17 protein-coding genes are annotated in these 17169 nt (G+C 51.8%); 3 read left to right on the forward strand and 14 right to left on the reverse strand.

The window, feature by feature from the left end; translation table 11 throughout:
* Positions 1 to 25: 25 nt before the first annotated feature.
* Entirely contained in the window at positions 26 to 1327 is a 1302-nt protein-coding gene (locus tag CCY32_RS15435; protein WP_088332364.1) for a DEAD/DEAH box helicase, read from the reverse strand.
* A gap of 299 nt (positions 1328 to 1626) precedes the next feature.
* Positions 1627 to 2841, reverse strand: coding sequence for a beta-ketoacyl-ACP synthase I (gene fabB, locus CCY32_RS15440; RefSeq protein ID WP_088332279.1), 1215 nt, complete (start codon positions 2839 to 2841; stop codon positions 1627 to 1629).
* A gap of 127 nt (positions 2842 to 2968) precedes the next feature.
* Here fabB and mnmC point away from each other — a divergent pair, with 127 nt between their 5' ends.
* Positions 2969 to 4960 (forward strand): bifunctional tRNA (5-methylaminomethyl-2-thiouridine)(34)-methyltransferase MnmD/FAD-dependent 5-carboxymethylaminomethyl-2-thiouridine(34) oxidoreductase MnmC, encoded by a 1992-nt coding sequence (gene mnmC, locus CCY32_RS15445; protein ID WP_088332281.1) that lies wholly within the window; start codon positions 2969 to 2971, stop codon positions 4958 to 4960.
* Positions 4961 to 5033: 73 nt separating this feature from the next.
* Here the strand turns inward: mnmC and CCY32_RS15450 are convergent, their stop codons facing one another.
* Genes CCY32_RS15450 through CCY32_RS15460 form a run of 3 tightly spaced genes read right to left on the reverse strand, consistent with a single transcriptional unit; the run spans position 5034 to position 7084 of the window.
* The gene (locus tag CCY32_RS15450; RefSeq protein ID WP_088332283.1) at positions 5034 to 5729 is read right to left on the reverse strand and encodes a FlgO family outer membrane protein; all 696 of its coding nucleotides are present in this window, start codon (positions 5727 to 5729) and stop codon (positions 5034 to 5036) included.
* On the reverse strand, positions 5730 to 6491 hold the full coding sequence (locus tag CCY32_RS15455) for a FlgO family outer membrane protein (protein ID WP_088332366.1): 762 nt from the start codon (positions 6489 to 6491) through the stop codon (positions 5730 to 5732). It lies immediately after the preceding gene.
* Positions 6492 to 6496: 5 nt separating this feature from the next.
* Entirely contained in the window at positions 6497 to 7084 is a 588-nt protein-coding gene (locus CCY32_RS15460) for a FlgO family outer membrane protein (RefSeq protein WP_088332285.1), read from the reverse strand.
* 169 nt (positions 7085 to 7253) lie between these two features.
* Between CCY32_RS15460 and glgC the strand changes: the two genes are divergently transcribed.
* Positions 7254 to 8525: a glucose-1-phosphate adenylyltransferase gene (gene glgC, locus CCY32_RS15465; RefSeq protein WP_088332287.1), complete on the forward strand. Its 1272-nt coding sequence runs from the start codon at positions 7254 to 7256 to the stop codon at positions 8523 to 8525.
* A 37-nt stretch (positions 8526 to 8562) separates the two neighbouring features.
* Here the strand turns inward: glgC and CCY32_RS15470 are convergent, their stop codons facing one another.
* The 5 genes from CCY32_RS15470 to prmB form a co-directional block, all read right to left on the reverse strand.
* Positions 8563 to 8841, reverse strand: coding sequence for a YfcL family protein (locus CCY32_RS15470; RefSeq protein ID WP_168171546.1), 279 nt, complete (start codon positions 8839 to 8841; stop codon positions 8563 to 8565).
* A gap of 19 nt (positions 8842 to 8860) precedes the next feature.
* Positions 8861 to 9979 carry an ATP-NAD kinase family protein gene (locus CCY32_RS15475; protein WP_088332368.1) on the reverse strand — a complete coding sequence of 373 codons (1119 nt, stop codon included), beginning with the start codon at positions 9977 to 9979 and terminating at the stop codon, positions 8861 to 8863.
* Positions 9969 to 10511 carry an elongation factor P hydroxylase gene (locus tag CCY32_RS15480; RefSeq protein WP_088332291.1) on the reverse strand — a complete coding sequence of 181 codons (543 nt, stop codon included), beginning with the start codon at positions 10509 to 10511 and terminating at the stop codon, positions 9969 to 9971. Before CCY32_RS15480 ends, CCY32_RS15475 begins: the two co-directional genes overlap by 11 nt.
* Positions 10512 to 10730: 219 nt before the next feature.
* Positions 10731 to 11828: a chorismate synthase gene (gene aroC / locus CCY32_RS15485; RefSeq protein WP_088332293.1), complete on the reverse strand. Its 1098-nt coding sequence runs from the start codon at positions 11826 to 11828 to the stop codon at positions 10731 to 10733.
* A 27-nt stretch (positions 11829 to 11855) separates the two neighbouring features.
* Positions 11856 to 12785, reverse strand: coding sequence for a 50S ribosomal protein L3 N(5)-glutamine methyltransferase (gene prmB / locus CCY32_RS15490; RefSeq protein WP_088332295.1), 930 nt, complete (start codon positions 12783 to 12785; stop codon positions 11856 to 11858).
* 55 nt (positions 12786 to 12840) lie between these two features.
* On the opposite strand from prmB, the gene smrB reads away from it, so the two are divergent.
* Entirely contained in the window at positions 12841 to 13395 is a 555-nt protein-coding gene (gene smrB / locus CCY32_RS15495; protein ID WP_088332297.1) for an endonuclease SmrB, read from the forward strand.
* Positions 13396 to 13456: 61 nt separating this feature from the next.
* Here smrB and dnaB read toward each other — a convergent pair whose 3' ends face one another.
* From dnaB to CCY32_RS15515, 4 genes are all read right to left on the reverse strand, one after another.
* Complete coding sequence (gene dnaB, locus CCY32_RS15500; protein ID WP_088332299.1) at positions 13457 to 14848, reverse strand: replicative DNA helicase; 1392 nt, start codon at positions 14846 to 14848, stop codon at positions 13457 to 13459.
* 152 nt (positions 14849 to 15000) lie between these two features.
* Positions 15001 to 15957: a DUF4097 family beta strand repeat-containing protein gene (locus CCY32_RS15505; protein WP_088332301.1), complete on the reverse strand. Its 957-nt coding sequence runs from the start codon at positions 15955 to 15957 to the stop codon at positions 15001 to 15003.
* 10 nt (positions 15958 to 15967) lie between these two features.
* A complete protein-coding gene (locus tag CCY32_RS15510) occupies positions 15968 to 16447 on the reverse strand; it encodes a hypothetical protein (RefSeq protein ID WP_088332303.1) in 480 nt (159 codons plus the stop codon).
* Positions 16434 to 17009: a sigma-70 family RNA polymerase sigma factor gene (locus CCY32_RS15515; RefSeq protein WP_088332305.1), complete on the reverse strand. Its 576-nt coding sequence runs from the start codon at positions 17007 to 17009 to the stop codon at positions 16434 to 16436. The genes CCY32_RS15510 and CCY32_RS15515 overlap by 14 nt, the downstream gene beginning before the upstream one ends.
* Positions 17010 to 17169 lie beyond the last annotated feature (160 nt).

The following is a 17169-nucleotide window of genomic DNA, read 5'->3' on the forward strand; positions in this document are numbered from 1 at the left end:
ACTCTAGTGTTTTAGTATATCAGAGTCAGATGTTTGCGCTGCGGCTCTGCCGTGACCCATTGCGATTGCGACCGTTGCCAGCGTATGCCGCACTGCCATTTCCACGATCAGACTGGTTTCTGCCACCGGCACGATGGCGTCCCTGACTATTGCCCCGCGGACGCGTCACCTGAGGTTCAGGCTTGGCATTAGGATCGGGTTCAAAACCGGCAATCACTTCTCTTGGCAACTGACGTTTGAGCAGACGTTCGATATCCCGCAGCAATTTGTTTTCATCAATGCTGAGCAGAGAAATGGCTTTGCCTTCGTTACCCGCTCTGCCAGTACGGCCAATGCGATGCACATAGTCCTCAGGAACATTGGGCAGCTCGTAGTTTACCACATGGGGCAATTGGTCGATATCCAATCCCCGGGCGGCAATATCGGTGGCGACCAGTACCCGCACTTTACCGGATTTAAAATCAGCCAGTGCACGCGTACGGGCACCCTGACTCTTGTTGCCATGTATGGCGGCGGAACTTAACCCATCTTTATCCAGCTGCTGAGCAAGACGATTAGCACCGTGTTTGGTGCGCGTGAACACCAATACCTGTTGCCAGTTCTCAGAGCCAATAAGATAGGCCAGCAATTTGCGCTTGCTGGATTTATCAACGGGATGGATGACCTGCTCTACGGTTTCCGATGCCGTATTGCGACGGGCCACTTCGATCAACACAGGATCATCAAGCAAACCGTCTGCAAGACGCTTAATCTCATCGGAGAAGGTCGCGGAAAAGAGCAGGTTCTGGCGTGTTTTAGGTAACAAGGCCAGCACCTTTTTAATATCATGGATAAAGCCCATGTCGAGCATGCGGTCGGCTTCATCGAGCACCAGAATTTCGACTTTAGACAGATCCAGTGTTTTCTGATTCACATGGTCAAGCAAGCGCCCTGGGGTCGCCACCAGAATATCCACGCCTCTGCGCAATGCGGAAATTTGCGGGTTGATACTCACACCACCGAAGATTACCGCACTTTTCAAAGGCAGGTTCTTACCATAAGCGCGCACACTCTCACTCACCTGCGCCGCCAGTTCACGGGTAGGTGTTAACACCAGCGCTCTGACCGGACGCTTACCACCAGCCGGAGCGGATTGGCTGAGACGATGCAAAAGTGGCAAGGTGAAGCCCGCCGTCTTACCGGTACCCGTTTGTGCACCGGCAAGTACATCGGCACCCTTAAGAATTTCGGGAATGGCTTTCGCCTGGATGGGCGTTGGCTGGGTATAACCTTGCTCGGAAACGGCACGCAAAAGTTCAGCCGAAAGGCCGAGTTCGTTAAATAACATAAAAATATTGTCCTTGACCTGCCTGTTCATGTCTGTGACATGGATACGGTCTGAGGCAGGAGATTCAGGTGTCTACGGGAAAGATTCACAAGACAGGAGCACCGACCGATGGGTGCCTAAAATGAGCGCGCACTGTAACAGCAAAGCCCGCGGCTGTCCATCTAAAGCATCGAACAGTGCGCTAGTAACCCGGGCTAGTCGGCGCCGCACGCAAACGGATGTGACCACGGGCACCTATACAGGCTTGTTGAGCAGAGGACCCACCACCGCCTTGGCGGCGATGGTGGGCCAACTGTTTATTACTTCTCGAAACGGCGCAGTACCAGCGTGGCATTAGTGCCACCGAAGCCGAAGCTATTCGACATAACAGTATTGATGCTGGCATCGCGGGCCTGGGTGACAATATCCAGTCCTTCGGCTTTGTCATCAAGGTTACTGACATTCACCGACGGTGCGATAAACCCATTTTCCATCATCAACATGCTATAGATGGCTTCATGGACACCCGCCGCCCCAAGAGCGTGACCGGTCATCGCTTTTGTGGCACTGATCGCCGGCGATTTACCGCCAAATACCTGCTGAATCGCTTCCAGCTCTTTGACATCGCCAACCGGCGTCGAGGTACCATGGGTATTGAGATAGTCGATGCTCTCCTCAACCCCGTCCATGGCTTGCTGCATACAGCGCACGGCGCCCTCTCCCGATGGCGCTACCATATCGTAACCATCAGAGGTGGCACCGTAACCGATGATTTCGGCATAAATTTTTGCACCGCGTGCCAGGGCATGCTCCAGCTCTTCAACAATCACCATACCGCCACCACCAGAGATGACAAAACCATCCCGATCCGCGTCATAGGTGCGTGAGGCTTTATCCGGCGTATCGTTGTAACGCGTCGACAGGGCCCCCATGGCGTCAAACTCCATGGCCAGCGTCCAGTCCACCTCTTCGCCGCCGCCTGCAAAGACCATATCCTGCTTACCCAACTGAATTTGTTCAAGGGCATGACCAATACAGTGGGCACTGGTGGCACAGGCAGAGGAAATAGAATAATTGATCCCTTTTATTTTAAAGGGCGTGGCAAGACAGGCAGAGACTGTACTGCTCATGGTCCGCGGCACCATGTAAGGACCGACTCGTTTAACGCCTTTTTCACGCAGAATATCTGCCGCTTCCACCTGATTTTTTGAGGATGCACCGCCAGAGCCCGCTACCAGACCGGTGCGGGTATTAGACACCAGGTCTTCGCCAATTCCGGCATCCTCAATAGCCTGCTGCATCGCGATATATGCGTAGGCTGCCGCCTCGCCCATAAAGCGCAGTGCCTTGCGATCGATGTGTTCTTTCACATCCAGTTCAATATTGCCCCACACCTGGCTACGCAAGCCCATATCGGCAAACTGCTGGGAATAGCGAATACCGCTTTTTCCCTGGCGCAGGGACTGCAGAACCTGATCTTTGTCGTTACCAATACTGGAAACAATCCCCAGTCCTGTAATCACCGCTCTTTTCATGCTTTCACCTTAGCGTTTAAAAAATTGCCCTTATGGTAATGATTTTGACGTTTAAAGTGGTCTGCTCTTTTCGACGCCCTCATTACCGCGATAACATACGCCAATTCACTGACCAATGTCAGCCTAAATGAGTATTAAAAACGCACAAATCCGTTATAACGATACGGGCACCCCCATTGCTGAGGCCTTTGGCGATGTTTACTTTTCCAATGACAATGGCCTTGAAGAAACGCGCTACGTATTTTTAACCCATAATGACCTGCCAGGGCGCTGGCGTCTGTTACACAATGATGACGTTTTTACGGTCATGGAGACCGGCTTCGGTACCGGATTAAACTTTCTTGCCTGCTGGCAGGCGCTAAACGCGCTTCATGACAATGAGCAATGTGGGCCCGGACACGTTCACTTCATATCCATAGAAAAATACCCACTGTCGAAAAAAGACTTGCAGCAGGCACTGAATAACTGGCCTGAGCTGACTGGGTTGAGTCATCAGCTACTTCAGCAATACCCTGACCTGACGCCGGGATGCCATCGTCTGACCTTTACCACTGACTATGGCGTTATTCGCCTGGATTTGTATTTCGGTGATGTTCAGGGTGTTCTTCCGGACGTTTCCTGTCCACCACAGGGCATGGTCGATGCCTGGTTTTTAGATGGTTTTGCGCCCAGTAAAAATCCTGATATGTGGTCCGATAGCCTTTATGCGCAGATGGTGCGCCTGGCGAGAGTGGGGTGCACCTTCGCCACTTTTACAGCCGCCGGCGCGGTCAGACGGGGCCTTCAGCAGGCCGGCTTTACAGTGAAAAAATGCCCGGGTTTTGGCAGTAAACGTGAGATGTTGGCGGGTAAGCTGGCTGAAAAACCTCAGACGGACATCATCAAACCCTGGTATTACCGCTATGCAAGCCCACAAAAACGTATTGCTGTGATTGGTGCCGGCCTGGCAGGCGCCAACCTCTGCTATGCCCTGTGTCGCCATGGTTATAAGGTTACCCTGTATACCCAGCATATTGCCGGTGACGCCTCGGGTAATGCTCAGGGAGGCTTTTACCCACAACTGCATGCCGAAGGCAATACCCGAAGCCACTTTATGGCGCAGGCGTTCGGTTACGCGGCAAGATTGTATCAGCAATTGGCTCAACAGCATGACTTTGCCCATCAGTTTTGTGGTGTTCTGCAACTGGGCTTTCATGCAAAAGAGCAAGCACGATTGGAGAAACTGGCAGAAAAAGGGCACTGGCCCGACTCGCTGGTTCATCCGGTCAGTGCTGTCGAGACAAGCGAACTGGCAGGTTTACCCCTGCCCTATCCGGGGTTGTTTATACCGCAGGGAGGCTGGATTCATCCTCACGGCCTGATTGAGGCGTTACTTGCCAGTTGTGGTGAACACCTGCAAGTTCAGACAGAAAAAGTACTAAGTCAGTTGAGTCAGGGCTCGAGCAATGAATGGCAATTGCACTGGCAGGATGGCAGCACGGATCACGAAGCCTGTGTGGTTCTTGCCGGCGGCGCCAGAAGTATGGCGTGGGATGTGCTTAGCCCCTTACCTTTGCGCCCGGTAAGGGGGCAAGTGGAGGCGATCCCCAGTCAACCGCCTTTGACAGCCCTTCGTACCGTGTTATGTCACAAAGGGTATCTGACGCCAGCCTTTGCTGGGCAGCATGCCCTCGGCTCTACCTATGTTAAAAATGACCTCAGTACCGCCTATCGGCAATCGGAAGAACAACAAAACTTGCAGGTACAACAAAAGGCCCTAACCGACTGCGACTGGATTCATCAGCTTAAAAGCCAGCAACAGGGCCGGGCAGCCATCAGACTGGGCACGCCGGATCACCTTCCTCTGGCCGGAGCCGTACCTGATTTTGAGGCGCAGCGCCTAGCATACGCACAGCTTCGCAAGGGCCACAAGGATTGTCACTACCCCCTGGCTGAGGATATTCCGGGTTTATTCGTACTCTGTGGGCTTGGCTCCAGAGGTTTGTGCACCGCGCCTATTCTGGCTGAGGTGTTGGCTTGCCAGTTAAGCGGCAAACCGATGCCGCTGGATGGCACAACATTGGCAGCCCTTAGCCCTAACCGTTTCTTAATTCGGGAGCTGATGCGCCAACCGGGTTAATGACTCAAACGCCTTGTTGTAAGAGTCTGAGCCCGGCCCACAATAGCGTCATGGCAGTAACACGGAAAAGGCGTTAAAGCTGCACCATCATAGGCACCAGAGAGTCGGCTACTACACGGGGAATAAAGCCTGAGGCGCTCGCTACAACCTGCTGGTCTTTGAGTGACACCATACGGCTGTTAATCTGGATCCCTCTTGAATTTCGGATCAGTGTTCCGGATACAACATAATCCAGCTGTTGCTTGCGACTCAGATTGCGGACATCCCGACTGAATACACGGTCGCCATCCCGGCCCACTTCAATGACCGGCATGGTCTTAATATCCACCACCGCCAGTCCGAATTCCTGCAGCTGCGCAACCAGTTTTTCGGCCAGCTGATTACCAAGCACAGAGGTTGTGGTCAGGCTGGTATCCAGTTCCACGAAAGAGCCTACTGCAACCCGCCCCTGGGCACTGGGTTCCGCCAGACTATGTACCAGCCCCATCGCCAGTTGCTCGGCATAATCATTCAAGGTTTTGTGGATATATCCCGCTTGGTAACCATTATCCTTAGCGGCCATCAGCGACATGGATGGTTCCACCGCCGTGTGTTGCTCACTGGGCGGCGGCTGATACCAGATACCATTCACTGGCCTGGGCTGCTCGACGTGCGGTTTTTGCATCGTATCAGTCTCAGCCTGCTGTGCCGACAGCCAGGGTGTATCCAGGGTCAACGAACACCCCTGTACCAAAGCGAGCAGCGGAAAATATCTCAACATGCGATACATTTAGTCCCCCTGCCTGAGTTTAACGCCGTCGGTAAGTTGCTGATCCGAGGGCAGTAGCGCCTCAACCACATAAAACGGAATCAGTGACTGCGCACTGGCTACCACAGCTTTGGATTGCATTCCCAGAATGCGGGCATTGACCAGATATCCGCCCTGGTGTTTCGCCATGGTACCGGTCAGCACATATTCAAGCGGCGCCTTTTCTTTCAGTTCAAGGTAATCCCGTGACAGAATAAAATCTCCCTGCTCAGTCACACGAATATATTCTGTGGATTTATAATCGATGACCGGGATACGGAATTTATGCAGTTCATGGATAAAAGACTCTGCCAGCTGATACCCCAGCAGATTGGTCTGCTGCAGATCGGAGTCGAGCAGCGCGAAGTGCGTAATACCCACCGGCGTTTTATCAGACAGGTACTCCATATTGGAAATCAGGTCCTGGGTCATATTCTGCACGTAGTCGCCGACATGTTTTACCAGGGGTTTACTCTGATATAGGGTGCCCCGATTGGCATAGCCACCGCTGATCGCACCAAAAGCGTCGGCACCCGGATGATTTTCCCGCACAAACATCGCTGCCGCAGGATCCGCTTCGACACGCTCTGTGCCCTCCGGTCCTTCATAGCCACGGATGTTCACCTGATGGGCAGGCTCCGTATTGAGTGATTCAGTATCAGAGGTTGTTTCTGCGCTTTGAAACCAGCTGGCGCAACCGGATAACAGTGCGGTTCCCGCACAAAGGACTAACAGTCTTTTCATCTTCATTACTCCAAAGCATCCTGGCGATACAGCATGCCATTGCGGGTGGTGACCTTCTGTTCACGCCAGAACAGATTATCAGGAAAAAACTTGGTTGCCGCTGCCACAACGGCTTTGTTGTCCACCTGAATAATCCGGGCATTAACGATGGCCCCGGATGCCTGCTCTACGATTGTCCCACTAATATAAAAATCGACCCGTTGTGTCGCCGCCAGATCGTCCACATTGCGGGACAGCACCCGATCGGCCTGGGTCTCTATAATAATATCGTTCGTGACCTTAAAGTCTTGAGGAATATAACCACGGCGGCTGGCCTCAGAAATCATGCCCTGTTCAAGCTGATGACCGAGCAACATCAATGGATGTTGCTGTTCAGGCTGGTACTTCAGCGTAGCGACGGGCACAAAGGTGGCAACGGCATAACTGTAGTTATGACCGGCGGCATACTTTGCCTCAAAATTCTCAAACAGCTCTTCAGCCAGTTCGTAGGTATGCCACTCAATATTTCCCAGCTCATCCACCGGTGGCACAGGTGGCGATGAACTGCATGCCAGCAAGGTGAGGCATAACATGACAATACTCAGTTGTTTCATATCACAGGTTCCGACTGTAGGATGATTCCTGTTGAGATACTGCAATAAATACACCAAGTTGGCTGAAAAGCTGCATTCTTAGTTTCACGATTGTTGTACTTGCCCATGGGTCTTTTTGCTGATAGTTGTAGTGATGCCATTTGATATCCGCTGCAAAAGGAACGCCAAGATGCCAGACAATAATCAACGTTTTATCAGCCGTCTCACCCGTGACACCTATGCTCTGATCCTCGCCGGAGGTAAGGGCTCGAGATTACATGAATTGACGGAATGGCGGGCCAAGCCCTCTGTGCATTTTGGCGGAAAGTTCCGCATCATCGATTTTCCCCTGTCCAACTGCATCAACTCAGGGATTAAAAAAATTGGCGTCGCCACACAGTACAAAGCCCACTCTCTGATTAAACACCTGATGCGTGGCTGGTCCCATTTAAATACCAATATGGGCGAATTTGTGGATGTATTGCCGGCCTCGCAACGTACCTCGGAAGCCTGGTACGAAGGGACGGCTGATGCGATTTTTCAGAATCTGGATATTATCCGGGCTCAGGCTCCCAAATACATATTGGTATTATCAGGCGACCACATCTATAAGATGGACTATGGTCAGATGCTGGCCAAACATGTGGAATCCGGCGCAGACATGACAGTGTCCTGCATGGAAGTGCCCATCGAAGAAGCGGCTGGCGCTTTTGGAGTTATGACAGTAGATGAGCAATTTCGCATTCGCCGTTTCGATGAAAAGCCGGCCAACCCCACGCCATTACCCAATGATCCGACTCAGACACTGGCCTCCATGGGAAATTATGTGTTCAATACCGAATTTCTCATTGAGCAACTGATTAAAGATGCTAATAACCCGGATTCGGAACACGATTTCGGCAAAAACATCATTCCCTCTATCATCGAGAAATGCCAGGTGCACGCCTTCCCCTTCAGGGATGCTTCAGGTAAGCGCGCATACTGGCGCGATGTGGGAACGCTGGACTCTTTCTGGGAAGCCAATATGGAACTGATCTCCGTTGTACCGGAATTAAACCTGTATGACGACAACTGGCCCATCATGACCTATCAGGTTCAACAACCACCTGCCAAGTTTGTGATTAATGAGGAACAACGGGTAGGCATGGCGACAGACTCCATGGTGTCAGGGGGCTGTGTGATCTCCGGCGCCCGCTTGAATCGTTCTCTGCTGTTTTCTGACGTTAATATCCATTCTTATTCTCTGGTGGAGGATTCGGTGATCCTGCCAGAGGTGGATATAGGACGACACTGTCATATTCGCAAGGCCATTATTGATCGCGGCACGCATGTGCCCCCGAATACGCAAATTGGCATTAATCGTGATGAGGACCTGGCCAGAGGGTTCAGGGTCACCAATAAAGGGGTGACTCTGGTAACGGCGGAAATGCTGGGGCAATCCTTACACCGGATTACCGTGTGACCGACACCTGGCGGTGGCCTGTGACAGGTTACCGCCTTTAGTTAACAGACAAAGACTGCCATAGTGCCAGGACCTGCTGCTGATCATCCGGTTCCAGTTCATTGTTATCAAACGCCTGCTGCAGGCTTTCGCGTACCCCCTGATCCAGAGCTTCCTTACTGTAGATCCCCATATTCAGGGCCCGCGACACCATGAGGTCAAAGTGGCCATTGAGGTAACTTGAAACAAACAACTCCTGCTCATCCCCTTGCGCAACGGTCTGATGGAAGTGTACTTCAATGGATTCTACGTAATCGATAAATTGCTGTTCAGTCATCGAGTCTGCCTTGGAATGTTTATTGAGGGATCTGAACCGGATAAAGGACCTGATCATGATAACCGGTGATAACCGGCATCAGACCGCAGAGTTCCTGATCTAAATGCGGATCGCCGGTATCCACCAGCAAGGGTCTGCCATTCAGCGCATTAAGTTTAGATTTTGTCGCCACCAGCAGAATATTATTGCGGCCAATCGCCCGGATGACCTCAGGGCTAAGCTGCTGGTTACCGCGTCCAAAGATATGGCCTTGTCCACCTATCAGGGTAATCACCAGTTTTGCGGGCTTGTCACGGATGGCCTGCAGACACTGATTCGCTGTCACATCCTCTGCCAGCAACTGCTGATGCTGCACCAGATCAACACCCAGCAACGTATTGCTCAGTCCCATTGAGGCCATGATTTCTGCCACTGTGGAGCCTGAGCCCATGACAAAAATTTCATCGTCCATTAGCTCAATCACATGAGCGGCAATATCATCCAGTACCAGCTCTTCAGACTCTCGCCCACCCATTTTGACTGACTGCACGTACTGCAGCTCTGCAGGCACCTGCATTTCACCGAATCGCTGTGCTCTGACCACCCCTTCTCTGAAACCTTTCTCATCAATATCCATCACATCTGCAGCGTGCAGACTCACCAGTTCCCCTTTAACCAGTTTTTCCACAACGCGACCCGCTGCCTTTGGTGTGACCGAGTACACGCCCGAGTGAATTTTACAGCCGGCGGGGATCCCCAAAACAGGCAGCGTCTCATCCACGACGGAACAAATATTGCGAGCGGTACCATCGCCACCGGCAAATAGCAGCAGGTCCACCTCCTGCTTGATCAGTTCGCGGGCTGTTTGCTCAGTATCTTCGGGTTCACTCTGCGCGGGCGGCTGGAAACAGACTTGCGTGGAAAACCCCATCTGCCTGGCCAAATCTTCTCCCATCGCCCCCCCAGCGGTATAAACGGTAATGTCCGCCTGATAGGGAATCAGCAACGCCAGGGCCTGCGCTGCGCGCTCCGGTGCCAGCTGTTTTGCACCCATGTCCAGCGCCTGTTGCCGGATCTCAGCACCATCACTGCCTTTTAGCGCCAGCGCTCCGCCAATGCCAGCATAGGGGTTAATGATCAGTCCCAGTTTAAACATCAGTGCAGACCTCTTGATGGGCCCCAACCAATGTCAGCGATGGCGTCTTATAAAACTCCTGCAGGACACGGATAAATTGCTGCGCCCGGGCTGGAAATCCGTGCTTCAGATAGTTGTTCAACTGAGCCTGGACATTACGGGTAAACCCCTCCCGATCGGGCTCAGCCCCATCCAGATTATCGGTACTGACCCTGAACGTCTTTGCAGCAGCGAGGCAAAAGGCCCATTCAATTGCCTGGGGTTTGATCTCTACCTGTTCAAAGGCTGCCTGCTGGCTGGCATCACGACCATCAGGACAATACCAGTAACCATAATCCTGAAGCTGGCGACGACGGCTGCCGGCCAGACACCAATGGGCAATTTCATGTAAAGCGCTGGCGTAAAAACCGTGAGCAAAAACGATCCGGTGATAGGGACAATGATCATCTGCTGGCAGATAAACAGGCTCATCGGTACCCTTAATCAGCCTGGTGTTGTAACTACCCGCAAACTGACCATCAAACAATTGAATCAGATCCTGATAATGATGTGTCATTTCCACGTACCGCCTTACCTCTTAACGGTTTGCACGAAAGTGCTGCATTGAGTTGTCACGGATGAATAATGGGAGTAACAAAGGCGGCATTGTAACCGCGCGCGCACTGCGGCTCAACAACAGCTCAAGTCTGCACAGGCCCTGAGCTTACCAGCTAAGACAATATCAGGCCTGAAACGACGCCGTTTTAAGGTTGCGATACCTTTCCAGTGCTGAGTGTCAGCATGATGCCGGTAGTACCGGTGTGATACTGCTGACATCCGCATTTTGCCCACGGTGACGCAGGAAGTGATCCATCAGCACCAACGCCAGCATGGCCTCAGCAATGGGTACCGCCCGGATACCAACACAGGGATCGTGGCGCCCTTTTGTCACCACCTCCGTTGAATACCCGTGAATGTCCACTGACTCACCCGGCACGCTGATACTGGATGTCGGTTTCAAAGCCAGGTGCGCGACAATATCCTGGCCACTGGAAATGCCTCCGAGCACGCCGCCGCTGCGATTGGATCTGAATCCTTGTGGGGACATGGCATCACGGTGTTCACTGCCTTTTTGATTTACCACCGCAAAGCCGTCACCGATTTCGACTCCTTTAACTGCGTTAATGCCCATCATCGCGTAGGCAATGTCCGCATCTAAACGGTCAAATACCGGCTCACCCAGTCCCACCGGCACACCAGTGGCGACCACTGACACTTTGGCGCCAATAGAATCACCGGACTTCTTTAAATCCCGCATATACGCGTCCAGTTCATCCAGTTTCGAGGCCTGGGCACAGAAAAACGCATTGTCATTGGTAATGGATAAATCTTCTGGCGCCAGACTAATCGGCCCCAGCTGAGAAAGGTAACCACAAATCTCAATACCCAGGCGATCTCTCAGGTACTTTTTGGCAATGGCACCCGCCGCGACCCGGATGGCGGTCTCACGCGCACTGGAACGCCCACCACCGCGGTAATCACGCAGGCCATACTTTTGTTGATAGGTATAGTCAGCATGACCAGGACGAAAGGTATCCTTAATCTTGGAATAGTCTTTTGAGCGCTGGTCGGTGTTTTCAATGATCAAACCAATTGACGTACCCGTGGTTTTACCCTCAAACACCCCGGAAAGGATCCTGACTTCATCCGCCTCGCGCCGAGCAGTGGTATAGCGTGATGTACCGGGTTTTCGCCGGTCCAGATCCACCTGCAGATCCGCTTCGCTGATCTCTAGCCCCGGCGGACAGCCGTCCACCACACCGCCAATGGCTATACCGTGACTTTCACCAAAGGTGGTGACCGTAAAAAGCTTTCCAAAATGATTACCGGCCATAATTCCCGTCTATCTATACTGAATAATTTATTGTTTACCGAGCCAGGCTTTTAAGTCTCGGTTACTGATGGCAAAAATCCCATGTCCACCCTGCTCAAAGTCTATCCACACCAGGGGTAAATCAGGATATTGCTGCTCAACGTGCACCATGGAATTACCGACTTCCACAAACATCCAACCGCGCTCACTCATAAAGTCAGGGCCTTTTTTAAGTAAATCGTGCACCAGGTCCAGACCATCATCACCGGCGGCCAGCCCTAACTCCGGCTCATGGTGAAATTCCTCTGGCAGATCCGCCATGTCCTCAGCATCCACATAGGGTGGATTAGCAATGATGAGGTCGTAACACTGACCACTGAGGTTTTCAAACAAATCCGACTGAATGGGAAAGACCCGGGTGCTGAGATCATGTTCCTGGATGTTGATCTCCGCTACCGCCAGGGCGTCGGCACTGATATCAACGGCATCCACTTCTGCCTCACTGAACGCCATTGCGGCAGCGATAGCAATACACCCACTTCCGGTACACATATCGAGTACGGTGTCGGGTTCGAAATCCATGTACGGCGCGAAATGCCCCTGAATCAGCTCTGCAAAGGGTGAGCGCGGTACCAAAACGCGTTCATCCACATAGAAAGGCAAGCCGGCAAACCAGGCCTGATGGGTCAGATAAGCCAGAGGAAGGCGCTCATTTACACGTCGCTGAGCCAGCATGACAATATGCTTTTTCTCTGCCTGCGTCAGTCTTGCCGCAAACAAATCCTGGGGGCTGTCATGGGGCAGATGCACACTCTGCAACACCAGGCTCACCGCTTCATCCCAGGGATTGTCCGTGCCGTGGCCAAAATACAATCCGGCCTGATTAAACTGAGTTGCACACCAACGCATCAAATCCAGCATGCTGTGCAGATCATTGACTGCCTGCTCCGCCAATTCCTGTTCAGTTACGCCTTGCATTCAAATACCTGCGATTTTGTTATCATGGTGAGAAGTTTACCCAAAAGTATTGCTCATGCCGAGAAAGCCGCCACTGGCCGACGAAGACATCCATCTGTTTCGCCGCGAAATAGGTCAGGTAAAGCCCATAAAGCAGGACAAAATACAGCCTCTGCCCCCTACCAGCAAGAAAAAAACCCTAGAGGTTAGATCAAATCGTGCTAAACAAAACCGGGGATCAGACCGCGATGCCCGTCAGGCAGCAGCCAGTTTCCAGTTCTCAGATGGATTTGAGGCCTGGTTTGATCCCAACCTTCCGGTTAAGTATGTCAAACCCGGCGTGGATAACCATGAAGTAAAGCGGCTACGCCGGGGAGATTACCCGCCGGATTTGATCCTCGATTTACATGGGCTGAAACGGGAAGAAGCGAAACTGGAAATCGCAGCACTGCTACACACAGCACGCAGGCAGCATTGCAGTTGTGTTTGTATCGTTCATGGTCTGGGTGGGCATGTACTAAAACGCCACGTCCCGAACTGGCTGATTCAACATCCGGATGTACTGGCATTTCATCAGGCGACATTAGAATGGGGCGGCAATGGCGCCTTACTGGTATTACTGCAAACTTAATAAGTGGTCAGTATTCAGGGCCCAGTTGTCAGCTGAAAACGGATGAATGAAAACTTCCAGCTCAGTATTCGTCTGCAATGGCCGGGCCGGCATAATTGTCAAAACGGGAGAAATGCCCCTGGAATGTTAATCGTGCAGTACCGATGGGACCGTTACGCTGCTTACCAATAATAATCTCTGCAATGCCTTTTTCCTGACTGTTCTCATGATAAACCTCATCACGATAAATAAACATGATCAGGTCGGCGTCCTGCTCGATTGAGCCTGATTCCCTCAAGTCAGAGTTCACCGGTCTTTTATCGGCCCGCTGCTCCAGACTTCGGTTAAGCTGAGACAGGGCTACCACAGGCACATTCAGCTCTTTTGCAAGGGACTTCAATGAGCGCGAAATCTCTGCAATCTCCAGTGTGCGGTTTTCACTTAATCCTGGCACCTGCATCAACTGCAGATAATCCACCATGATCATGGAAATCCCCCCGCGCTCACGGGCCAGCTTCCGTGCACGGGTGCGTACTTCCATAGGCGTCAGCCCCGACGCATCGTCAATAAACAGGTTATCTTTTTCTTTGAGCATTGCCATGGTGTTGGAAATGCGTGCCCAGTCTTCATCATCCAGCTGGGCGGTTCGAATTTTGGTCTGATCGACACGGCTCAACGACGCTAGGATACGCATCATCAGCTGTTCTGCCGGCATTTCCAGACTAAACACCAGTACCGGCTTGTCTTCCAGCAACATGGCATTTTCACACAGGTTCATGGCAAAGGTGGTCTTTCCCATGGACGGACGGGCAGCAACAATAATCAGGTCGGAGGGCTGTAAACCGCTGGTCTTTTTGTCCAGATCTTTAAAACCAGTGGATACGCCGGTCACTTCCTTTCCGGATTTGAGCAAGGCTTCGAGGCGATCCACGGTATGGGTCATGACCGTTTCAATGTCCTGCGGCCCTTCATTATTCCCTGAACGCTGCTCGGCAATTTCAAACACCCGGCTTTCCGCCATATCCAGCACATCGCCACTGGTACGGCCTTCAGGATTGTAACCCGACTCGGCAATTTCGTGGGCCACGCCAATCAGTTCGCGCAGGATGGCGCGCTCCTTGATGATCTTGGCATAAGCCACCACATTGGCCGCACTGGGGGTGTTTTTAGCTAGCTCGCCGAGATAGGCAAAGCCCCCGGCCGTTTCCAGCTCATCCTGTTGTTCGAGCAAATCGGAAACAGTCACCAGATCCACAGGCTGAGTGTCTGACAATAATTTAAGGATGGCTTTAAAGATGGTCTGATGGGCACGGTTATAAAAATCTCTTTCGAGCAATATTTCCGCCACTTTATCCCAGCAGTCCGGTGCAATCAGCATGCTGCCAATGACAGACTGTTCCGCTTCCATGGAGTGTGGCGGAATCTTTAGCTTTTCGACCTTACTGTCACGCTCTTTATGAGAGACCACTTTCACGGTATGCATTCCTCAAAACAACAGGGGGATATTATGCGTGAATCGGTCAGGAGGTTAAAGCACATTAGTCATCACTATGATGCAGGCTATTGTTAATTCGGGATAAAAAAGAGCCACCTGAAAGAGGTGGCTGGCGATAACATTATTCGTCTTTAGTAGTGGCTCAGGGTTACTGTCCCACTGACCGTGGAGACATTGACCCGCCCACTCCCCTCGGCGGTAGTGAATTTGAGCCAGCGGGACGGACCATATTTGGCTTTGTCCGCTTTATCGTCAGTGAGACGATTACGTAAGTCGCCTCCGGCGTGGCCATTGACATCAAATCGTGCAGAGACCTCTTTTTGAAAACGAAACGCCAGACTACCGCTAACACTGCTTGCTCTTACCTCTCCGTTCGGCGCTAGCTCCAGGCTCACGCGGGTATCCCCGTTGACATTGCTGGCTCTGAGCTGCTCGGTACGTCCGAGCACCAATTCACTGTCGGCGTTGACGGTTTCCAGTTTCACCCGGGCTACCTGAGTCTGCGCATAAATGTCACCGTTCACTGATTCATACACCACCTCATCGCCATCAGATCCCTTATCACGAATGGAACCGTTCACCGTATTGAGACTGATGTTGCCGACAAGTCCCTGACTGATAATCTCACCGTTAACGGTGCTGATGCGTATACTGCCTTTTATATCGCTGACCCGAACCTCTCCGTTAACCGCACTGAATTCGACACCACCGTGTATACCGCTGGCGTTAAGATCTGCGTTAATGGTCTCGTATTCCACAAAACTGGAGGCGGGCACGAAAATTTCCAGTTCATCTTCCTCCTTGTTCCAGTCCGGCCAGTTGCTGCCATAACTTTTCGGCATTTTGACCTCAAAACGAATTTCGTTACCGCGCTTTTCAAACACATAGCCTTCAGCCCGGCTGTCCAGACTACCTTTTACGTGCACCTGTGGTTTATCCCAGGTACGGATTACAGCCTCACCGGAGTGGTGCTCGATGCTGACCCTTGAGGTGTCACTGGCTGACAGCGTTTTATCAATGGTTTGTGCGGCGTAAAGCGTATTGCTGAACAACAACACTAAACCCAGTAATGTCATTTTTTTCATCATCTTTCCCCTGTTAAATCTGCTGATATCTGGGTGTATGCACCCTTTCAATTAAATCAATCTGTTGCTGATGAACCTGCTTTAGCATCTTCAGCAGCGCCATATTCTGTGGGTCTTGCTCTAATGCCTGCTTAATCACTAATGCAGCGTCATCGAGTTCCTTCAGCTGAGCTTGCCAGTTATCCGTCAGCGCTGGCTGGTCGGCATAGGTGGCCAACAAATAGGCTTTTTGCTGCTGATGTTGCTCGCTGAGCACCGTTGCCAGAGGCTGTGACGGATTGCTCGCTGGTATATAACTCAGTGACATCCATCCAAGCATTCCCACTGCCAGAACCGAGGCGACCAATGCCGACACCTTGCGCCCGTTCGCAGGCGCGATTTCAGCGTTGAGTGCATGCTCAATACCTGGCCACAGATCTCGCTGCGGTTGACGTTCTTTGGGTAATTGCCTGAGTTGCTGCTCAAGCGTGTTGTCAAAATTATGCTCTGGCATTTTCCATCCACTCCTTGAGTAGTTGTTTAGCGCGATGCAGTTGGGCTTTGCTCGAGCCCGCGGCCATATTCAACATGCTGGCGATCTCCTCATGCCGGTAGCCCTCAATGGCATGTAATACAAACACCTGCCGTGCCCGCTCGGGCAAACGCAGAACGTAATCATCCAAATCCCAATGACACTCAGGCTCAGCCTGTTGCTCGTTCATCTCATCCTGATCATGGTTAAATAACCGTTGCAGCCAGTTCTTCTGCTTGCGCATGTACGAGATACAAACATTCGATGTCACACCATGTAACCAGGTACTAAACCGACTCTGACCGCTGTAATTTCCGATTTTTCGCCACAGCTGAATAAACACTTCCTGTGTCGCTTCTTCGGCGATGGCTCTGTCGCCACTTAAGCGCAGGCATAAGGCATAAACCCGTCCAAGGTGTTTATCATAAAGTTTTCGATATGCGCCTTTGTCTCCGGCCTTAACCGCATCAATGAGAGCCCTTTCGGCTTTATCGATAAACTGGTCACTGGCCTCTATCAGTTGTCCATCTGCGTGCAATGCCATTGATTCCTGTGGTCATATGACAGCCTGTTAAATCAAACCGTCATGGCTTTTTGTTATCAAGTATTGGGTTAGTCGCCATTAATGGTACTAAGGTTTAAACACAAACATTAAAAAATGCTTCTTTTGTGCTGATCCGATGACCTGACTATGGAAATACGCC

Source organism: Lacimicrobium sp. SS2-24, from assembly GCF_002201535.1.
Lineage (GTDB): Bacteria > Pseudomonadota > Gammaproteobacteria > Enterobacterales > Alteromonadaceae > Lacimicrobium.